This window comes from Saccharothrix sp. NPDC042600 (assembly GCF_040647305.1).
GTDB classification, from domain to species: domain Bacteria; phylum Actinomycetota; class Actinomycetes; order Mycobacteriales; family Pseudonocardiaceae; genus Actinosynnema; species Actinosynnema mutabilis.
On the sequence record NZ_JBEZBW010000147.1, the window covers coordinates 1 to 14,525 of the forward strand.

General features: G+C 71.4%; 14 protein-coding genes and 1 pseudogene. 8 read left to right on the plus strand and 7 right to left on the minus strand.

What is annotated here, in order from left to right; genetic code table 11:
- The first annotated feature begins 281 nt into the window (after window positions 1-281).
- Complete coding sequence (locus AB0A74_RS39975; RefSeq protein WP_358258044.1) at window positions 282-1,625, plus strand: MFS transporter; 1,344 nt, start codon at window positions 282-284, stop codon at window positions 1,623-1,625.
- A complete protein-coding gene (locus tag AB0A74_RS39980; protein ID WP_358258067.1) occupies window positions 1,622-1,804 on the plus strand; it encodes a hypothetical protein in 183 nt (60 codons plus the stop codon). The genes AB0A74_RS39975 and AB0A74_RS39980 overlap by 4 nt, the downstream gene beginning before the upstream one ends.
- On the opposite strand, the gene AB0A74_RS39985 is transcribed toward AB0A74_RS39980, so the two are convergent.
- The 4 genes from AB0A74_RS39985 to bioD form a co-directional block, all read right to left on the minus strand.
- On the minus strand, window positions 1,801-2,394 hold the full coding sequence (locus tag AB0A74_RS39985; RefSeq protein ID WP_358258046.1) for a DUF2567 domain-containing protein: 594 nt from the start codon (window positions 2,392-2,394) through the stop codon (window positions 1,801-1,803). The two genes, AB0A74_RS39980 and AB0A74_RS39985, sit on opposite strands and share 4 nt — an antisense overlap.
- A 117-nt stretch (window positions 2,395-2,511) precedes the next feature.
- Window positions 2,512-2,703, minus strand: coding sequence for a hypothetical protein (locus AB0A74_RS39990; protein ID WP_358258048.1), 192 nt, complete (start codon window positions 2,701-2,703; stop codon window positions 2,512-2,514).
- Window positions 2,704-2,720: 17 nt separating this feature from the next.
- Window positions 2,721-3,737 (minus strand): biotin synthase BioB, encoded by a 1,017-nt coding sequence (gene bioB / locus AB0A74_RS39995; protein ID WP_358258049.1) that lies wholly within the window; start codon window positions 3,735-3,737, stop codon window positions 2,721-2,723.
- A gap of 94 nt (window positions 3,738-3,831) precedes the next feature.
- Window positions 3,832-4,548, minus strand: coding sequence for a dethiobiotin synthase (gene bioD / locus AB0A74_RS40000; protein ID WP_358258051.1), 717 nt, complete (start codon window positions 4,546-4,548; stop codon window positions 3,832-3,834).
- 60 nt (window positions 4,549-4,608) lie between these two features.
- Between bioD and AB0A74_RS40005 the strand changes: the two genes are divergently transcribed.
- Entirely contained in the window at window positions 4,609-4,848 is a 240-nt protein-coding gene (locus AB0A74_RS40005; RefSeq protein WP_358258053.1) for a glutaredoxin family protein, read from the plus strand.
- Complete coding sequence (locus tag AB0A74_RS40010) at window positions 4,848-5,456, plus strand: hypothetical protein (RefSeq protein WP_358258055.1); 609 nt, start codon at window positions 4,848-4,850, stop codon at window positions 5,454-5,456. The genes AB0A74_RS40005 and AB0A74_RS40010 overlap by 1 nt, the downstream gene beginning before the upstream one ends.
- Here AB0A74_RS40010 and AB0A74_RS40015 read toward each other — a convergent pair.
- Both AB0A74_RS40015 and AB0A74_RS40020 read right to left on the minus strand, forming a co-directional pair.
- Window positions 5,436-6,704: an adenosylmethionine--8-amino-7-oxononanoate transaminase gene (locus AB0A74_RS40015; protein ID WP_358258056.1), complete on the minus strand. Its 1,269-nt coding sequence runs from the start codon at window positions 6,702-6,704 to the stop codon at window positions 5,436-5,438. The genes AB0A74_RS40010 and AB0A74_RS40015 overlap by 21 nt on opposite strands.
- A complete protein-coding gene (locus tag AB0A74_RS40020; RefSeq protein WP_358258058.1) occupies window positions 6,691-7,917 on the minus strand; it encodes a cytochrome P450 in 1,227 nt (408 codons plus the stop codon). Before AB0A74_RS40020 ends, AB0A74_RS40015 begins: the two co-directional genes overlap by 14 nt.
- A gap of 149 nt (window positions 7,918-8,066) precedes the next feature.
- Here AB0A74_RS40020 and AB0A74_RS40025 point away from each other — a divergent pair, with 149 nt between their 5' ends.
- The 4 genes and pseudogenes from AB0A74_RS40025 (at window position 8,067) to AB0A74_RS40040 (ending at window position 10,792) form a co-directional block, all read left to right on the plus strand.
- Window positions 8,067-8,450: a hypothetical protein gene (locus AB0A74_RS40025; RefSeq protein ID WP_358258060.1), complete on the plus strand. Its 384-nt coding sequence runs from the start codon at window positions 8,067-8,069 to the stop codon at window positions 8,448-8,450.
- A gap of 81 nt (window positions 8,451-8,531) precedes the next feature.
- A complete protein-coding gene (locus AB0A74_RS40030) occupies window positions 8,532-9,344 on the plus strand; it encodes an alpha/beta fold hydrolase (protein ID WP_358258062.1) in 813 nt (270 codons plus the stop codon).
- 20 nt (window positions 9,345-9,364) lie between these two features.
- Window positions 9,365-10,348, plus strand: a complete 984-nt coding sequence (locus AB0A74_RS40035; RefSeq protein WP_358258063.1) for a histidine kinase — start codon at window positions 9,365-9,367, stop codon at window positions 10,346-10,348.
- Window positions 10,345-10,792: pseudogene (locus tag AB0A74_RS40040) on the plus strand (response regulator transcription factor). The gene AB0A74_RS40035 and the pseudogene AB0A74_RS40040 overlap by 4 nt, the downstream one beginning before the upstream one ends.
- On the opposite strand, the gene dnaE reads toward AB0A74_RS40040, so the two are convergent.
- Window positions 10,728-14,264 carry a DNA polymerase III subunit alpha gene (gene dnaE, locus AB0A74_RS40045; RefSeq protein WP_358258065.1) on the minus strand — a complete coding sequence of 1,179 codons (3,537 nt, stop codon included), beginning with the start codon at window positions 14,262-14,264 and terminating at the stop codon, window positions 10,728-10,730. The pseudogene AB0A74_RS40040 and the gene dnaE sit on opposite strands and share 65 nt — an antisense overlap.
- Between the last annotated feature and the right edge of the window lie 261 nt (window positions 14,265-14,525).

The following is a 14,525-nucleotide window of genomic DNA, read 5'->3' on the forward strand; positions in this document are numbered from 1 at the left end:
GCGGGCTGCGGGCTGCGGAAGCTTGCGGCGCGGCGGGCGGCGGCCAAGCGCGCGGGGCGGGCGGCGGTGCGGATAGCGGCGGCGCTGCGGGCTGTGGCGGCAGGCTGATCACGGCTGGGCTGATCGAGCGCTGCCGGCCGCCGGTGCTGCCTGTTCTCGTGTTGATTAATCCTATTGCCCCCTAGTCGGATTGTTCAACAATCCCCTACCGTGTGGGGCAGCGCACAGTCAGCACCGAACCCCGGCACCGCACACCCACGAGCTGCGAGGTGAGAGTCGACATGAGCAGCCACGACGCGGACACCACCGCGGACACGACCACCGCCGAAGCCACCGCGAAGACCACCGCCAAAACCACTGCGGAGACCGCCACCAGCCCCGACACCGACACCGACACCGGGGCCTTCGCCTGGTACCGGACCCTCGGCAAGAAGGGGAAGCGGGCGTTTGTCGGGGCTGCCGGTGGCTGGGGGTTGGACTCCTACGACTTCCAGGTCCTCCCCCTCAGCCTGGTCGCCATCACCGCCTACTTCGGCATCTCCACCGGCCAAGCCGGCCTGCTGACCACCGTCACCCTCCTGGTCAGCGCCCTCGGCGGCGTGATCGCGGGCATCATGGCCGACCGCATCGGCCGCGTCCGCACCCTCATGATCACCGTCATCACCTACGCGGTCTTCACCGTCCTCTGCGGCTTCGCGACCAGCTACGAAACGCTGCTGATCTTCCGCGCCCTCCAAGGACTCGGCTTCGGCGGCGAGTGGGCGGCCGGCGCGATCCTCGTCGCCGAGTACTGCAAACCCCGCTACCGCGGCCGGGCGGTCGCGTTCGTCCAGAGCAGTTGGGCCGTCGGCTGGGCGCTCGCCGTCCTCGTCTACACGCTCGTGTTCAACCTGTTCCCGCAGGACGTCGCCTGGCGCGTCCTGTTCTGGACCGGCGCCCTCCCGGCCGTCCTGATCATCTACCTGCGCCGCAACGTCGAAGACGCCCCGCACGTCACCGAACGCCGCGAGACCACCAAGGACAAGGGCTCCTTCACCGCCATCTTCAAGGCCGGCACCTTCCGCACCACCTTCTTCGCCGCCCTCCTCGCGACCGGCGTCCAGGGCGGCTACTACACCCTCGCCACCTGGCTGCCCACCTACCTCAAGAAGGAACGCGACCTCACCGTCATCGGCACCGGCGGCTACCTCACGTTCCTGATCTCCGGCGCGTTCATCGGCTACGTCACCGGCGGCTACCTGACCGACCGCCTCGGCCGCAAGAAGACCTTCGCCCTCTTCGCCTTCCTGTCGGCCATCCTGATCGTGCTCTACACCCAGATCCCCGAGGGCGCGAACACGGTCATCCTCTTCCTCGGCTTCCCGCTCGGGTTCTGCATGTCGGCGATCTTCAGCGGCTTCGGCTCGTTCCTCGCCGAGCTGTACCCGACGGCGCTGCGCGGCACCGGCCAGGGCTTCACCTACAACTTCGGCCGCGCGGTCGGCGCGTTGTTCCCGGCGCTGGTCGGGTTCATGGCGAGCACGATGGGCGTGGGCGGCGCGATGATCTTCGGTGCGGTCGCGTACGGGATCGCCGTGCTGGCGCTGCTCGGCCTGCCCGAGACGCTCGGGCGGGAACTGGCATGACCCTCGCGGAGCTGCCCGGATGCCCGCCGTGCACGGCGCCCCCGTGCACGCGGGCGACCCGGGCATCGGAGACTTGGACCAGCCCGACTTCGGCGGCGTCCAAGTCACCGTTCGCGGTCACGCACGCGCCCGGCCACATGTTCATCACCGTCATCCGCGACGACCAGTACACCGTCTAACCGAGACGACGACCCAGGTCGTCCAGCCCGTTCCACGCCGCCAGGCAGCCGTACGCCAGGGCCGTGCCCAAGGGCCACGCCAACACGCCCCACCAGGTCTCCAGCACCGGGGCCAGGGCGATCATGTCCCCCACCTCGGGCGCGGCCTCCAGGGCGTACCGACCGGCCGCCGACCCGATCCCGGTCCGCTGCCCCAGGTACGCCGCCAGCGCGCCGCCGCCGGTGGCCGCGAGCATCACCACCGGGCCGCGCCGCTCGCGCAGCAGCCACACCGCGATCCCGGTCAGCAACCCCGCGCCCAACCCGATCAGGACGAACACCATCAGCCCGTCCAACCGGTGGTAGCTCTCGCCGGTCACCGGCACCAGGGCGCCGTCCTGCGCCACCACCACGTTCTGCGGCGGCGCGAGCCGGGCCCACAGCCACCCGACGGGCAGGCCGAGCAGGGCGATCGTGGACAGCACGGCGAACCCGGGCAGCAGGTCGCGCTTCACCACGACCCGGGGCCGCGGCGGCAGGTAGCGGTAGACGAAGACGGGCGGCACGCGCACGGGCGCGGCGCGCTCGTCCACCGGTTGTTCCGCCACCACGCACGACCTCCCCTGCCCGAACGACCCGACGCAGGGCAGGTTACCGCGCGTGCCGAGAACGCCCGTGACGGCGGACCGGGTCGGGCCGGGCCGATCTGCCCGTGCCGGCGGACCGGGTCAGGTCGAGGCGATCTCCCCGTGCCGGCTGCACGTCGCCGTCCAGCCGGCCGGCGTCACCTGCACGACCATCCGCCGGGCGCACGCCGAGCAGAACCGCGGCGGGTCGATCACCCGCAGCCGCTTGGCGCACGCGGCGTGGTCCGCGCCCGCCAGCTCCTTGCCGCAGTAGCCGCAGTACACAGCCGTCATCACAGCGTCCCGCCCGGTCACAGGGTCTTGCTCAGTTCCTTGATCGGCATGGACAGCTCTTCCAGCATGTCCAGGTCCTCCTGCGCCGGGCGGCCCAGGTTGGTCAGGTAGTTGCCGACGATGATCGCGTTGACGCCGCCCAGCATGCCCTGCTTCGCGCCCAGGTCGCCGAAGGTCAGCTCCCGGCCGCCCGCGAAGCGCAGGATCGTGCGGGGCAGGGCCAGGCGGAACGCACCGACGGTCTTGAGCGCCTCGGTGCCCTCGACCACCGGGTAGTTCTCGTACGGCGTGCCCGGGTTGGGGATGAGGAAGTTCAGCGGCACCTCGTCCGGCTCCAGGGCGGCGAGCTGCACGGCGAACTCCGCGCGCTGCTCCAGCGTCTCGCCCATGCCGATGATGCCGCCGCAGCACACCTCCATGCCCGCCTCGCGCACCATCTTCAGCGTGTCCCACCGCTCCTCCCAGGAGTGGGTGGTGACGACGTTCGGGAAGTGCGAGCGCGCGGTTTCGAGGTTGTGGTTGTAGCGGTGGACGCCCATCGCGACCAGCTCGTCCACCTGCTCCTGGGTCAGCATGCCCAGCGAGCAGGCGATCTGGATGTCGTTGCCGTCCTCGCGGATCGCCTTGATGCCGTCGCGGACCTGCGAGAGCAGCCGCTTGTCCGGGCCGCGCACGGCGGCCACGATGCAGAACTCGGTCGCGCCGGTGTCGCGGGTCTGGCGGGCGGCGCGCACCAGGCCGGGGATGTCCAGCCACGCCGAGCGCACCGGGGACGGGAACTGCCCGGACTGCGAGCAGAAGTGGCAGTCCTCGGGGCAGCCGCCGGTCTTGAGCGACACGATGCCCTCGACCTCGACCTCGGGCCCGCACCAGCGCATCCGGACCTGGTGGGCCAGCTCCAGCAGCTCGGGGATGCGGTCGTCGCCCAGGGTCAGCACGGCGAGCACCTGCTCCTCGGACAGGCCGACACCGCGCTCCAGCACCTGCTCACGGGCAACGCCGAGGACATCGACCTGTTCGGGGGCTGCGGTCACGGTGGTTCTCCCAGGGGGTCGTCCGGCGGTGGTCCGGCGGCCAGTCTGCCGCACGCCCGCGCCCCCTACCCAGCGACGTACGTCACTGACACGGTCAACAAACGTGTGGCGCGGCGAACTTCTCCGGGTCGAACGTGCCGCCGAACCACGGCGACAGCCCCTCGCGCGCGACGGCCAGGAACTCGTCGCGCCCCAGCCCGGCCGCGCCGTCGGGCAGCACGCCCAGCAGCGGCGCGCCGGCGGCTTCGGGCAGGTCGACCAGGTTGCACCGGGCCGCGAGGTCGGGTTCGGCGGGCCAGCGGCCGACGACCACGCCCACCGACTCCAGGCCCCGGCGCAGCAGGGCCTCGGCGGTCAGCGCGGTCGCGTTCAACGTGCCCAGGCCGGCCTGCGCGACGACGAGCACGGGCGCGTTGAGCGCCCACGCGGCGTCGGCGATGGTCGTGCCCTCGTCGTCGAACCGCACCAGCAACCCGCCCGCGCCCTCCACCAGGACCAGGTCGTGCGTCTGGTCCAGCTCGACGGCCGCCGCGGCGACCTCGCTGGGGTGCACGCTGGGCTGCCCGGCCCGCCGCGCGGCCGTCGCCGGCGCCAGGGGCTCGGGGTATCGCCGCAGCTCACGGGTGGTGACGGGACCCGCGAGACGGGTCACCTCGGCCAGGTCACCGGGCTCGCCGTCCGCGACCCCGGTCTGCGCGGGCTTGAGCACGGCGACCCGGCGCCCGTCGGCGACCGCGAGGGCGGCCAGGGCGGCTACGGTCACCGTCTTGCCGACCTCGGTGCCCGTTCCGGTGATCACGAGGACGCTCACGGGTGCTCACCCTACGACTGCACGCACCGTGACGACCGGCAGCGCTCTACGCTCACTCACATGGCTGAGATCGTTCTCTATGGTGCGGACTGGTGCGGCGACTGCCGGCGGGCGAAGGCCTGGCTGCGGGAGCACGGGGTGGCGTTCACCGAGGTCGACGTCGAACACGACGACGCCGCGCGGGACAAGGCGATCGAGATCGCGGGCGGCCGGAAGAACATCCCGGTGGTCGTGCTGCCCGACGGCACGGTCCTGGTCGAGCCCACGAACACCCAGTTGGCCGAGGCCGTCCGGGTGTGATGGCGAAGAACAGGTCCAACCGGAGCCGCGGGGCCGCCGCCAAGGACGCCGCGAAGACCGCCGCCGCGACACCCAAGCCGAAGAACTGGTTCCAGCGCCTGGGGAAGGGCGTGCAGACCGCGATCGTCGTCGGCGGGACGTTCGCGGCCGTCGGCGGCCACTTCCTGCTGTGGGGCGCGGTGATCCCGGCCGTGGGCAGGCTCTTCGGCCGGGTCCCCGTGGTGTCCACGGTGGCGGGCTGGCTGTTCGCGGGCGGGGCGTTCGCGGCGATCGGCGTGCTGCTGATCAACCACGACACCGCGCGGCCGGAGGCCCAGAAACGCCTCAAGTGGGTCGCCGGGGTGTGGGGCGCGGTGGCGTTGCTGTGCATCCCCAGCGGGTTCGCCAACGACGTCGTGCTGCCCACCGACTACTGGGCGGGCGTCTACGCGGGCGCGTACGGCGTGGTGATGGTGCCGCTGGTGTTCATCGTCGGAGCCCTGCTGCTGGCGCTGGGCGCGAAGCTGTTCAAGCGGGAGAAGGGGCCGACCGAGACCGGTTTCGGCTGGGTCCTGGTCGGCTACAGCTTCCTGCTCCTGGTGTGGGGCTCAACCCTGCTGCGCATGTGAGGCCTCGGCGGCCGCGACGACGGCCGCCGAGATCGTCGCCACGTCGTCGGGCGTGCTGATGAACGGCGGCATGGTGTAGATCAGGTCCCGGAACGGCCGCAGCCACACCCCGTGGTCCACCGCCGCCGCGGTCGCCGCCGCCATGTCCACGGGGTGGTCGAGCTGCACGACGCCGATCGCGCCCAACACCCGGACATCTCCGGGCGCACCAGCCAACCCGGCCCGAAGACCAGCCTCGATCCCGGCCACCTCCGCGCGCCAATCACGCGACAGCAACAGGTCGATCGACGCCGATGCGACCGCCGACGCCAGCGGGTTGCCCATGAACGTCGGCCCGTGCGCCAGCACCGGCACCTCGCCCCGGGAGATCCCGTCGGCCACCCGGGCCGTGCACAGCGTCGCCGCCATCGACAGGTAACCGCCGGTCAACGCCTTGCCGACGCACATCACGTCCGGGCTGATCCCCGCGTGGTCGGCGGCGAACAGCTCGCCGGTGCGGCCGAACCCGGTGGCGATCTCGTCGAAGATCAACAGCACGTCGTGCGCCAGGGTCAGCTCGCGCAGCACGTGCAGGTAGCGCGGGTCGTGGAAGCGCATGCCGCCGGCACCTTGCACCACCGGTTCCACGATCACGGCGGCCAGCTCGTCGGCGTGCTGCTCGACCAGCCGCGCCAGCTCCTCGACGTAGTCGGTCTCCAGGTCGCGCGGCGGCGGGCCGGCGAAGACCTGGTCGGGCAGCACGCCCCGCCACAGCGAGTGCATGCCGCCCTCGGGGTCGCACACCGACATCGGCTGGAACGTGTCCCCGTGGTACCCGCCGCGCCAGGTCAGCAGCCGCCGCTTCTCCGGACGCCCCCGCGACCGCCAGTACTGCAGGCACATCTTGACCGCGACCTCGACCGACACCGAGCCCGAGTCGCACGGGAACACGTGCTCCAGCGGCTCGGGCGTGATGTCCACCAGCCGCTTCGCCAGCGCCACGGCGGGCTCGTGGGTGAGCCCGCCGAACATCACGTGGCTCATCCGGTCGAGCTGGTCGCGGACGGCGGCGTCGAGCACCGGGTGCCGGTAGCCGTGGATGGCCGCCCACCACGACGACATGCCGTCGACCAGCTCGCGCCCGTCGTCCAGCCGCAGCCGGACACCCTCCGCCGACGCGACGACCAGCGGCTGGTGGGTGCCCGGCATCGGGGCGTACGGGTGCCAGACGTGCGCCTGGTCCAGCTTCAGCAGCTCAGTGCGCTCCACGGTCCGAGAGGCTAACCGGCAGGGAGTACAGGCCGCGCATGAGCGTGCTCTCCCGCCACCGCAGGGTCTCCGGCTCGGCGGCCAGGGCGATGTCGAACCGGTCCAGCAGCGAGCCCACGGCGATCTCGCCCTCCAGCCGGGCCAGCGGCGCGCCCAGGCAGTAGTGCACGCCGTGCCCGAACGCCAGGTGCCCGCCCGCCGGCCGGGTGATGTCGAAGGAGTCCGCGTCGGGGAACCGCGCCCCGTCCCGGTTGGCCGCGACCAGCGACACCAGCACGAAGTGGCCCTCCGGGATCAGCACGTCGCCGACCTGGACGTCCTCGGTGGTGTAGCGGAAGGTCGCCTGGTTGACCGGCCCCTCGTAGCGCAGGAACTCCTCGATCGCGCCGGGCAGCAGCGACCGGTCCGCGCGCAGCTTCTCCAACTGGTCGGGGTGGCGCAGCAGGTTGAACACGCCGTTGGCGATCAGGTTGACGGTCGTCTCGTGGCCCGCGACCAGCAGCAGGAACGCCATCGAGATCAGCTCGACCTCGTCCAGCCGGTCGTCGTCCTCGGTGGCGTGCACCAGGGCGGAGAAGAAGTCGTCGCCCGGGTTGGCCCGCTTGTCGGCGACCAGGCCCGCGAGGAAGCCCGCCATCGCCGCGCCGGCCTCGTGCATCAGCTCCGGCTGGTTGCCCGCGACCAGGATGTTCGACCAGCGGCGGAAGTCGTCGCGCTGGTCCAGCGGGACGTTGAGCAGCTCGCAGATCACCGTGATGGGCAGCGGGAAGGCGAGCGCCTCGACCAGGTCCACCTCGCCCTGGCGGGCGGCGGCGTCGAGCAGCTCGTCGGTGATCTCCTGGATGCGCGGGCGCAGCGCCTCGACCCGCTTGGGCGTGAACGCCTTGGTCACCAGCTTGCGCAGCCGGGTGTGGTTGGGCGGGTCGGTGTTGAGCATGTGCCGGACCAGGGACTGGTCGAACATCACCGGGTCGCCTTCACCCGTCCAGTGCCGCGCGGCCAGCTCGTTGGTCTTGGCGTGGTCCTTCGCGAAGCGCGGGTCGGCCAGCGCGAAGCGGGCCTCCTCGTACCGGGTGACCAGCCAGACCCGCAGCCCGCGCGGCAGCACGATCGGCGTCGCGGCGGACTCCTCCCGAAGGCGCGCGTGCACGCTGTGCGGGTCCTCGAAGTACTCCTGGTCGATCACGAGCGGACCCGTCGCGGTCTCCCCCATGGTGCAACCCTCCTGTTGAGTTAACTGTGTTTACTCAACGCCTGTGGGAATCGGAGAGTGCCCACTTCGTCACAACGTCACTCGATCGGCCTAGCGGGATCTGTCCCAGGGCAGATGTCGAGCACGCCGGGAGTTGATCGGATCGGGGCATGAAAGCGCTGCTCATCCCCCTGATCACCGGCCTGGTCGCCGCCGGCGCCACGACCGCGTCGGCCTCGCCGACCCTGCGCTGGGAGGACTGCCACGGCGACCTGCGGTGCGCGTTCCTGAGAGTGCCCGCCGACTGGACGCGCCCTTCCCCGACCCTGTCCATCCCGGTGATCAAGCTGCCGGCCCGCGCGGACCGGCTCGGCACGCTCGTGGTCAACCCGGGCGGCCCCGCCGCGTCCGTGCGCAACTTCGCGCTGCCCGGCTACCGCGACCAGTTCGCCGACCTGGCCGCCCGGTTCGACGTCGTCGTGGTCGACCCGCGCGGCCTGGACGTGACCTGCCCGACGCCCAACCCGCCCGCGTTGCCCGCTCCCCTGGCCTAGGACGCGCACAGCGCGTACGCCGAGGCCAACACCCGCTTCGCCGCGGCCTGCCCGCCACCGGGCCCGCTGGACGCCCGTCAGGTGGCCCGCGACCTGGACGCCCTGCGCGGGGCGCTGAGCGAGCGCCGCCTGAATTACTTCGGCAACTCCTACGGCACCGTCTACGGGCAGGCCTACGCCGAACTGTTCGGCCACCGCGTCGGCCGGATGTACCTGGACAGCGTGTTCGACCACACCAACCCGGACCTGGCGGACTGGGTGCGCCCGGGGGCCGTCACGGCGGAACGCAACCTGCACCGCATGGCCGCGTGGTGCGCTGAGGACCCGTCGTGCGCATTGCACGGCCAGGACGTCCTGGCCGTGTGGGACAGCCGGTCCGCCGACCCGACGGTGCTCAACTGGGTCGCGGCCCGCATCGGCAACGACCGGTCGTGGCCCGCCATCACGACCGGACTGGCCCAGGGCGTCACCCCCGGCCCGAGCCCGACCGACTTCCGCCTGGCCCGCACCGCGCTGTGCCAGGACTTCGCGTTCCCCGACGACTTCCCGTCGCTCAAGCGGGTGGAGAACGACCTGCGCGCGGTGGCTCCCCGGATCGGCTGGGCGGTTCAACCGTGGCGGGTGTCCGGCCACTGCTCGGGCCTGCCCCGCGCCACCGCGAACCCACCCGCGCCCCTGCGGACCGGGGTGCGGCCGGTCCTGGTGGCCAACGGCGAGAACGACCCGCTCACCCCGGCCACCCACGGTCGTCGGGTGGCGGCCCAACTGCGCGCCGCCTACCTGCCCACCGCCGGCAACCACGGCCTCTACCTGCGCGGCAACGCGTGCGTGCGCGACCACGTCCACCGCTACCTGTGGACCGGCGCCCTGCCGCACCGCGACGCCCGCTGCTGACCGCTGTGTAGAACGGTCACATGACCCCGCAAGGCGACGCCGCGCTGACGCTCGGCGCGGCGCTCGCCGTGGTGGGCCTGAGCCTGCTGGAAGGCACGCCACTCCCGCTGCCGACCCTCGTCGCCGCGTCCCTGGCGGTCTCGGTCCCGCTGGCGCTGCGCCGGCGGTTCCCCGTCACCACGGCCGTGGTCTGCGCGGCCGTCGTCGCCGTGGTGGCGCTCCCGGACTGGCCGGGCCGGCTGGTGACGATGGGCGCGTTCGCCTCCGCCGCCTACCACCGCCCGGCCGCGCTGGTCCTGCCGCTGTCCGTGGCCTGGCTGCTGCTCCTGGCCACCGCGGGCACCCGTCCGCCGGGCGCGGCGGCCGTCACCGACCTGGTCCTGCTCGCCGTGGCCCCGGTGGCCGTGGGCCACGCCCTGCGCCAGGCGGAACGCCTCCGCCGCGAACAGACCCGCCGCGCCGTGGCCGAGCACGAGTCCAGGACCGCCCGGGAGGTCCACGACGCCGTGGGCCACCACCTGACCGCGATCCACCTCCAGGCCAAGGCGGTCCACCACGTGACGCCCGACCTGCCACCGGCCGCCGCTCAGGCCCTGAGCACCATCGCCGAGTCCTCGGCCACCGCCCTCGCGGAGATCCGCGACGTCCTGCGCCACCACACCGCCACCCTCGCCGACCTCCCCGCCCTGGCCGCCCGGGCCGGCGCGACCCTCACCCACGACGCCCCGCGCCCCCTGCCGCCGGACGTGGACCACGCCGCCTACCGCATCGCCCAGGAGGCCGTCACCAACGCCCTGCGCCACTCCGACGCCACCGCCATCCACATCCACGTCCACCACCGGCCGAGCGAGGTGACGATCACCGTGGCGGACAACGGTTCCACCACCCCCACCGCCGAACTCCCCCGCTCCCTGCGGGACCGCGTCGGCGAACTGGGCGGCACCCTGCGCGTCACGCCGAACACGCCCACCGGCTGGCGGGTCGAAGCGGGCCTGCCCACGTGATCCGCGTCCTCGTCGCCGACGACCAGGCCCCGGTCCGCTGGGCGCTGCGCCTGGTCCTGACCGCCGAACCGGACATCGAGGTCGTCGCCGAGGCGCGCGACGGCGCGGAAGCCGTCGAACTGGCCCGCCGGCACCACGTGGACGTGGTCGTGCTGGACCTGCGCATGCCCCGCCCCGCCGACACCGCCGCCCGACCCGCTCACCCCGCGCGAACGGGAAGTCCTGCTCCACGTGGCGCGGGGCCTGGGCAACGCCGAGATCGCCGCCGCCCTCACCATCGGCGAGGGCACGGTGAAGACCCACGTGGCCCGGGTGCTGGCCAAGCTCGGCCTGCGCACCCGGGTCCAGCTCGTGGTCCACGCCTACGAGACCGGCGTCGTCAGCCCAGGCAGCCCGGACCCAGCAGGGCCTTCAGGTCGCCCATCAGCGACGGCGTCGGGCTGACCCGCAACGCGTCGTCCAGCTTCAACACCGTGTTCCGGCTGGCGTTGATGATCAGGTTCAGGTGCACCTCGGTCGTCCCGGGGTGCGCCCGCAGCACTTCCTTCAACGACGTCACCAGCTTCGGGTCGCACCGCGACGCCTGCACCTTCAGCTTCAACGCCTGCGCGCCCAGTTCCGACAGGTCCGGCACGACCAGGTCGTTGGCGATCAGCGAGATCCGGTCCTCGCGCTTGGCCACCCGGGCCTTGACCAGCACGATCGCGTCCTCCGCGACCGACATGCCGTGGACCATGTAGCTCTTGGGGAAGAACAGCACCTCGATGCCACCGGCGAGGTCCTCCAGCTGCGCCGACGCCCACGGCTCGCCGTTCTTGTTCACCCGCCGCGTCACCGACGCGAGGATGCCGCCCAGCGTGACCTGCGTGCCGTCCGGGACGTCGCCTTCCAGGATGCGCGCGATGGAAGCGTCCGAATAGGACTCCAGCACCTGCTCGACGCCGTTGAGCGGGTGGCCGGACACGTACAGGCCCAGCATCTCCCGCTCCAGCGTCAACTGGTGCTTGGGCTCCCACTGCTCGTCGGGGATCTTCACGTCGAAGGCGCTGCCCACGCCGTCGTCGCCGCCGCCGTCGCCGAACAGGTCGAACTGGCCGCGGGCCTCCTCCTTCTTGGTGACCATGATCGCGTCGACCGCCTCGACGTGGATCATGTGCAGGCCCTTGCGCGGGTGGCCCAGCGAGTCGAACGCGCCCGCCTTGATCAGCGATTCCACGACCTTCTTGTTGCAGACCGTGGCGTCCACCTTGCGCAGGAAGTCGGAGAAGTCGACGAACTTCCCCTTCTCCTTGCGCGCCTTGATGATCGCCTCGACCACGTTCGCGCCGACGTTGCGGATCGCGCCCAGGCCGAAGCGGATGTCGTCGCCGACCGCGACGAACTCGCGCTCGGACTCGTTGACGTCCGGCGGCAGCACGGTGATGCCCATGCGCCGGCACTCGGCGAGGTAGATCGCCGACTTGTCCTTGTTGTCGGAGTTCGTGGTGAGCAGGGCGGCCATGTACTCGCCGGGGAAGTTCGCCTTCAGGTAGGCGGTCCAGTACGCGATCAGGCCGTAGGCGGCGGAGTGCGCCTTGTTGAACGCGTAGTCGGCGAACGGGACCAGGATGTCCCACAGCGTCTTGATGGACTCGGGCGAGTAGCCGTTGTCCAGCATGCCCTTCTCGAAGCCCTCGAACTCCTTGTCGAGGATCTCCTTCTTCTTCTTGCCCATCGCGCGGCGGAGCAGGTCCGCTTGGGCCAGCGAGTAGCCCGCGACCTTCCGCGCGATCGCCATGACCTGCTCCTGGTAGACGATCAGGCCGTAGGTCGTGTCCAGAATCTCGGCCAGCGGCTCTTCGAGCTCCTTGTGGATGGGCACGATCTCCTGCTGCTTGTTCTTGCGCAGCGCGTAGTTCGTGTGCGAGTTCGCGCCCATCGGGCCCGGCCGGTACAGGGCGATGACGGCGGAGACGTCCTCGAAGTTGTCCGGGCGCATCAGGCGCAGGAGGTCGCGCAGCGCGCCACCGTCGAGCTGGAACACGCCCAGGGTGTCGCCGCGGCCGAGCAGCTCGTAGGTCTTCTTGTCGTCCAGCGGCACCTGGGTGATGTCGACGTCGCCCTTGCCGTTGAGCTTGATGTTCTTCAGGGCGTCGTCGATGGTGGTGAGGTTGCTCAGGCCCAGGAAGTCCATCTTGAGCAGGCCGAGCGTCTCGCACGTCGGGTAGTCGAACTGCGTGATGATCGACCCGTCCTGCGGGCGCATCCACACCGGGATGTGGTCCATCAGCGGTTCCGCGGACATGATCACCGCGCAGGCGTGGACGCCCGCGTTGCGGATCAGGCCCTCCAGGCCGCGGCCGGTGTCGATGATCTCCTTGACCTGCGGGTCGGTCTCGTAGAGGGCGCGGACCTCGGCGGCCTCGGAGTAGCGCTTGTGCGACGGGTCGAACACGCCGGACAGCGGGATGTCCTTGCCCATCACGGCGGGCGGCATCGCCTTGGAGATGCGGTCGGCCACCGCGTAACCGGGCTGGCCGTACAGGACGCGGGCGGAGTCCTTGATGGCCGCCTTCGCCTTGATGGTGCCGAACGTGATCACCTGGGCGACCTTGTCCTGGCCCCACTTCTCGGTGACGTACCGGATCACGTCACCGCGCCGGCGCTCGTCGAAGTCGATGTCGATGTCGGGCGGCGACACGCGGTCGGGGTTGAGGAACCGCTCGAAGATCAGGCCGTGGGCCAGCGGGTCCAGGTCGGTGATGCCCATCGCGTAGGCGATCAGCGCGCCCGCGGCGGACCCGCGGCCCGGACCGACGCGGATGCCGTTCTCCTTGGCCCAGTTGATGAAGTCCGCGACCACCAGGAAGTAGGAGGGGAACCCCATCTGGAGGATGACGCCGATCTCGAACTCGACCTGCTTCTCGTGGACCTCGTCCACGCCCTCCGGGAACCGGCGGCGCATGCCCTCCCAGACCTGCTCGCGGAAGTACTCGGCCTCGGTCTTGCCGTCCGGGATCGGGTAGCGCGGCATGAGGTTCTGGAAGGCGAACATGCCGGTGGTGTCCACCTTCTCGGCCACCAGCAGGGTGTTGCGGCACCCCTCCTGCCAGGCGTCGGAGGAGTCGATCGCGCGCATCTCGGCGGGCGACTTCAGGTAGTAGCCCGAGCCGTCGAACTTGAACCGGGTCGGGTCCTGGAGGGTCTTGCCGGTCTGCACGCACAGCAGCGCGTCGTGGGCCTCGCGGTCCTCGGCGTAGGTGTAGTGGCTGTCGTTGGTGACGACGAACGGGATGGCCAGCTTCTTCGAGATCTCCAGCAGGCCGCCGCGGACCCGGCTCTCGATCTCGATGCCGTGGTCCATCAGCTCGACGAAGAAGTTCTCGGCGCCGTAGATGTCGCGCCACTTGGCGGCGGCCTCCAGCGCCTCCTTCTCGTGGCCCAGCCGCAGCCGGGTCTGCACCTCGCCGGACGGGCAGCCGGTGGTCGCCATCAGGCCGGCCGAGTGCTCGGCGACCAGCTCGGCGTCCATGCGCGGCCACTTGCCCAGCTGGCCCTCGGTGGAGGCGCGGCTGGACAGCTTCATCAGGTTGTGCAGGCCCTCGTTGTTCCGGGCCCAGATCGTCTGGTGCGTGTACGCGCCGCTGGCGGAGACGTCGTCGGCCTTCTGCCCGGGGTCGCCCCACAGGACGCGCTTCTTGTTGAACCGGGAGTCGGGCGCCATGTAGGCCTCGATCCCGACCACGGGCTTGATGCCGGCCGCCGTCGCCTGCTTGAAGAAGTCGTAGGCGCCGTACATGTTGCCGTGGTCGGTGATGGCGGCGGCGGTCATGCCGAGGCGCTCGCACTCGGCGAACATGTCCTTCAGCTTCGCCGCGCCGTCGAGCATCGAGTACTCGGTGTGCACGTGGAGGTGCACAAACGAGTCCGCCACCATGCCTCCTCGAAGATCGAAACTGCCCGGTGGGAAGGCACGGGCAAGACTGCCTCCGACCCTACATCTCGCGGCCTCGGCGAGCGCACCCACGGGGCCTGTCCCAGAACCGATTTTCCCGCACCCGGGGGACGCGGTCGCGCACCACCGACGGGCATGTCGCGCACCGGACGACAGCCGGCGGGCACGGGTGCGGCGGCAGGCGCAGCTCGGCCCCCGCCGCAACGCAGCCCGGCCCAGCGGGCGGGCGCGGCGGTGTGCGGC

Bases quoted from the DNA above. Each gene is read 5' to 3' on its own strand.
- AB0A74_RS39980 (WP_358258067.1), top strand. From the start codon at position 1,622: ATGACCCTCGCGGAGCTGCCCGGATGCCCGCCGTGCACGGCGCCCCCG.
- AB0A74_RS40025 (WP_358258060.1), top strand. From the start codon at position 8,067: ATGAAAGCGCTGCTCATCCCCCTGATCACCGGCCTGGTCGCCGCCGGC.
- AB0A74_RS39990 (WP_358258048.1), bottom strand. From the start codon at position 2,703: ATGACGGCTGTGTACTGCGGCTACTGCGGCAAGGAGCTGGCGGGCGCG.
- AB0A74_RS40035 (WP_358258063.1), top strand. From the start codon at position 9,365: ATGACCCCGCAAGGCGACGCCGCGCTGACGCTCGGCGCGGCGCTCGCC.
- dnaE (WP_358258065.1), bottom strand. From the start codon at position 14,264: ATGGTGGCGGACTCGTTTGTGCACCTCCACGTGCACACCGAGTACTCG.
- AB0A74_RS40010 (WP_358258055.1), top strand. From the start codon at position 4,848: ATGGCGAAGAACAGGTCCAACCGGAGCCGCGGGGCCGCCGCCAAGGAC.
- AB0A74_RS39975 (WP_358258044.1), top strand. From the start codon at position 282: ATGAGCAGCCACGACGCGGACACCACCGCGGACACGACCACCGCCGAA.
- AB0A74_RS40005 (WP_358258053.1), top strand. From the start codon at position 4,609: ATGGCTGAGATCGTTCTCTATGGTGCGGACTGGTGCGGCGACTGCCGG.
- AB0A74_RS40020 (WP_358258058.1), bottom strand. From the start codon at position 7,917: ATGGGGGAGACCGCGACGGGTCCGCTCGTGATCGACCAGGAGTACTTC.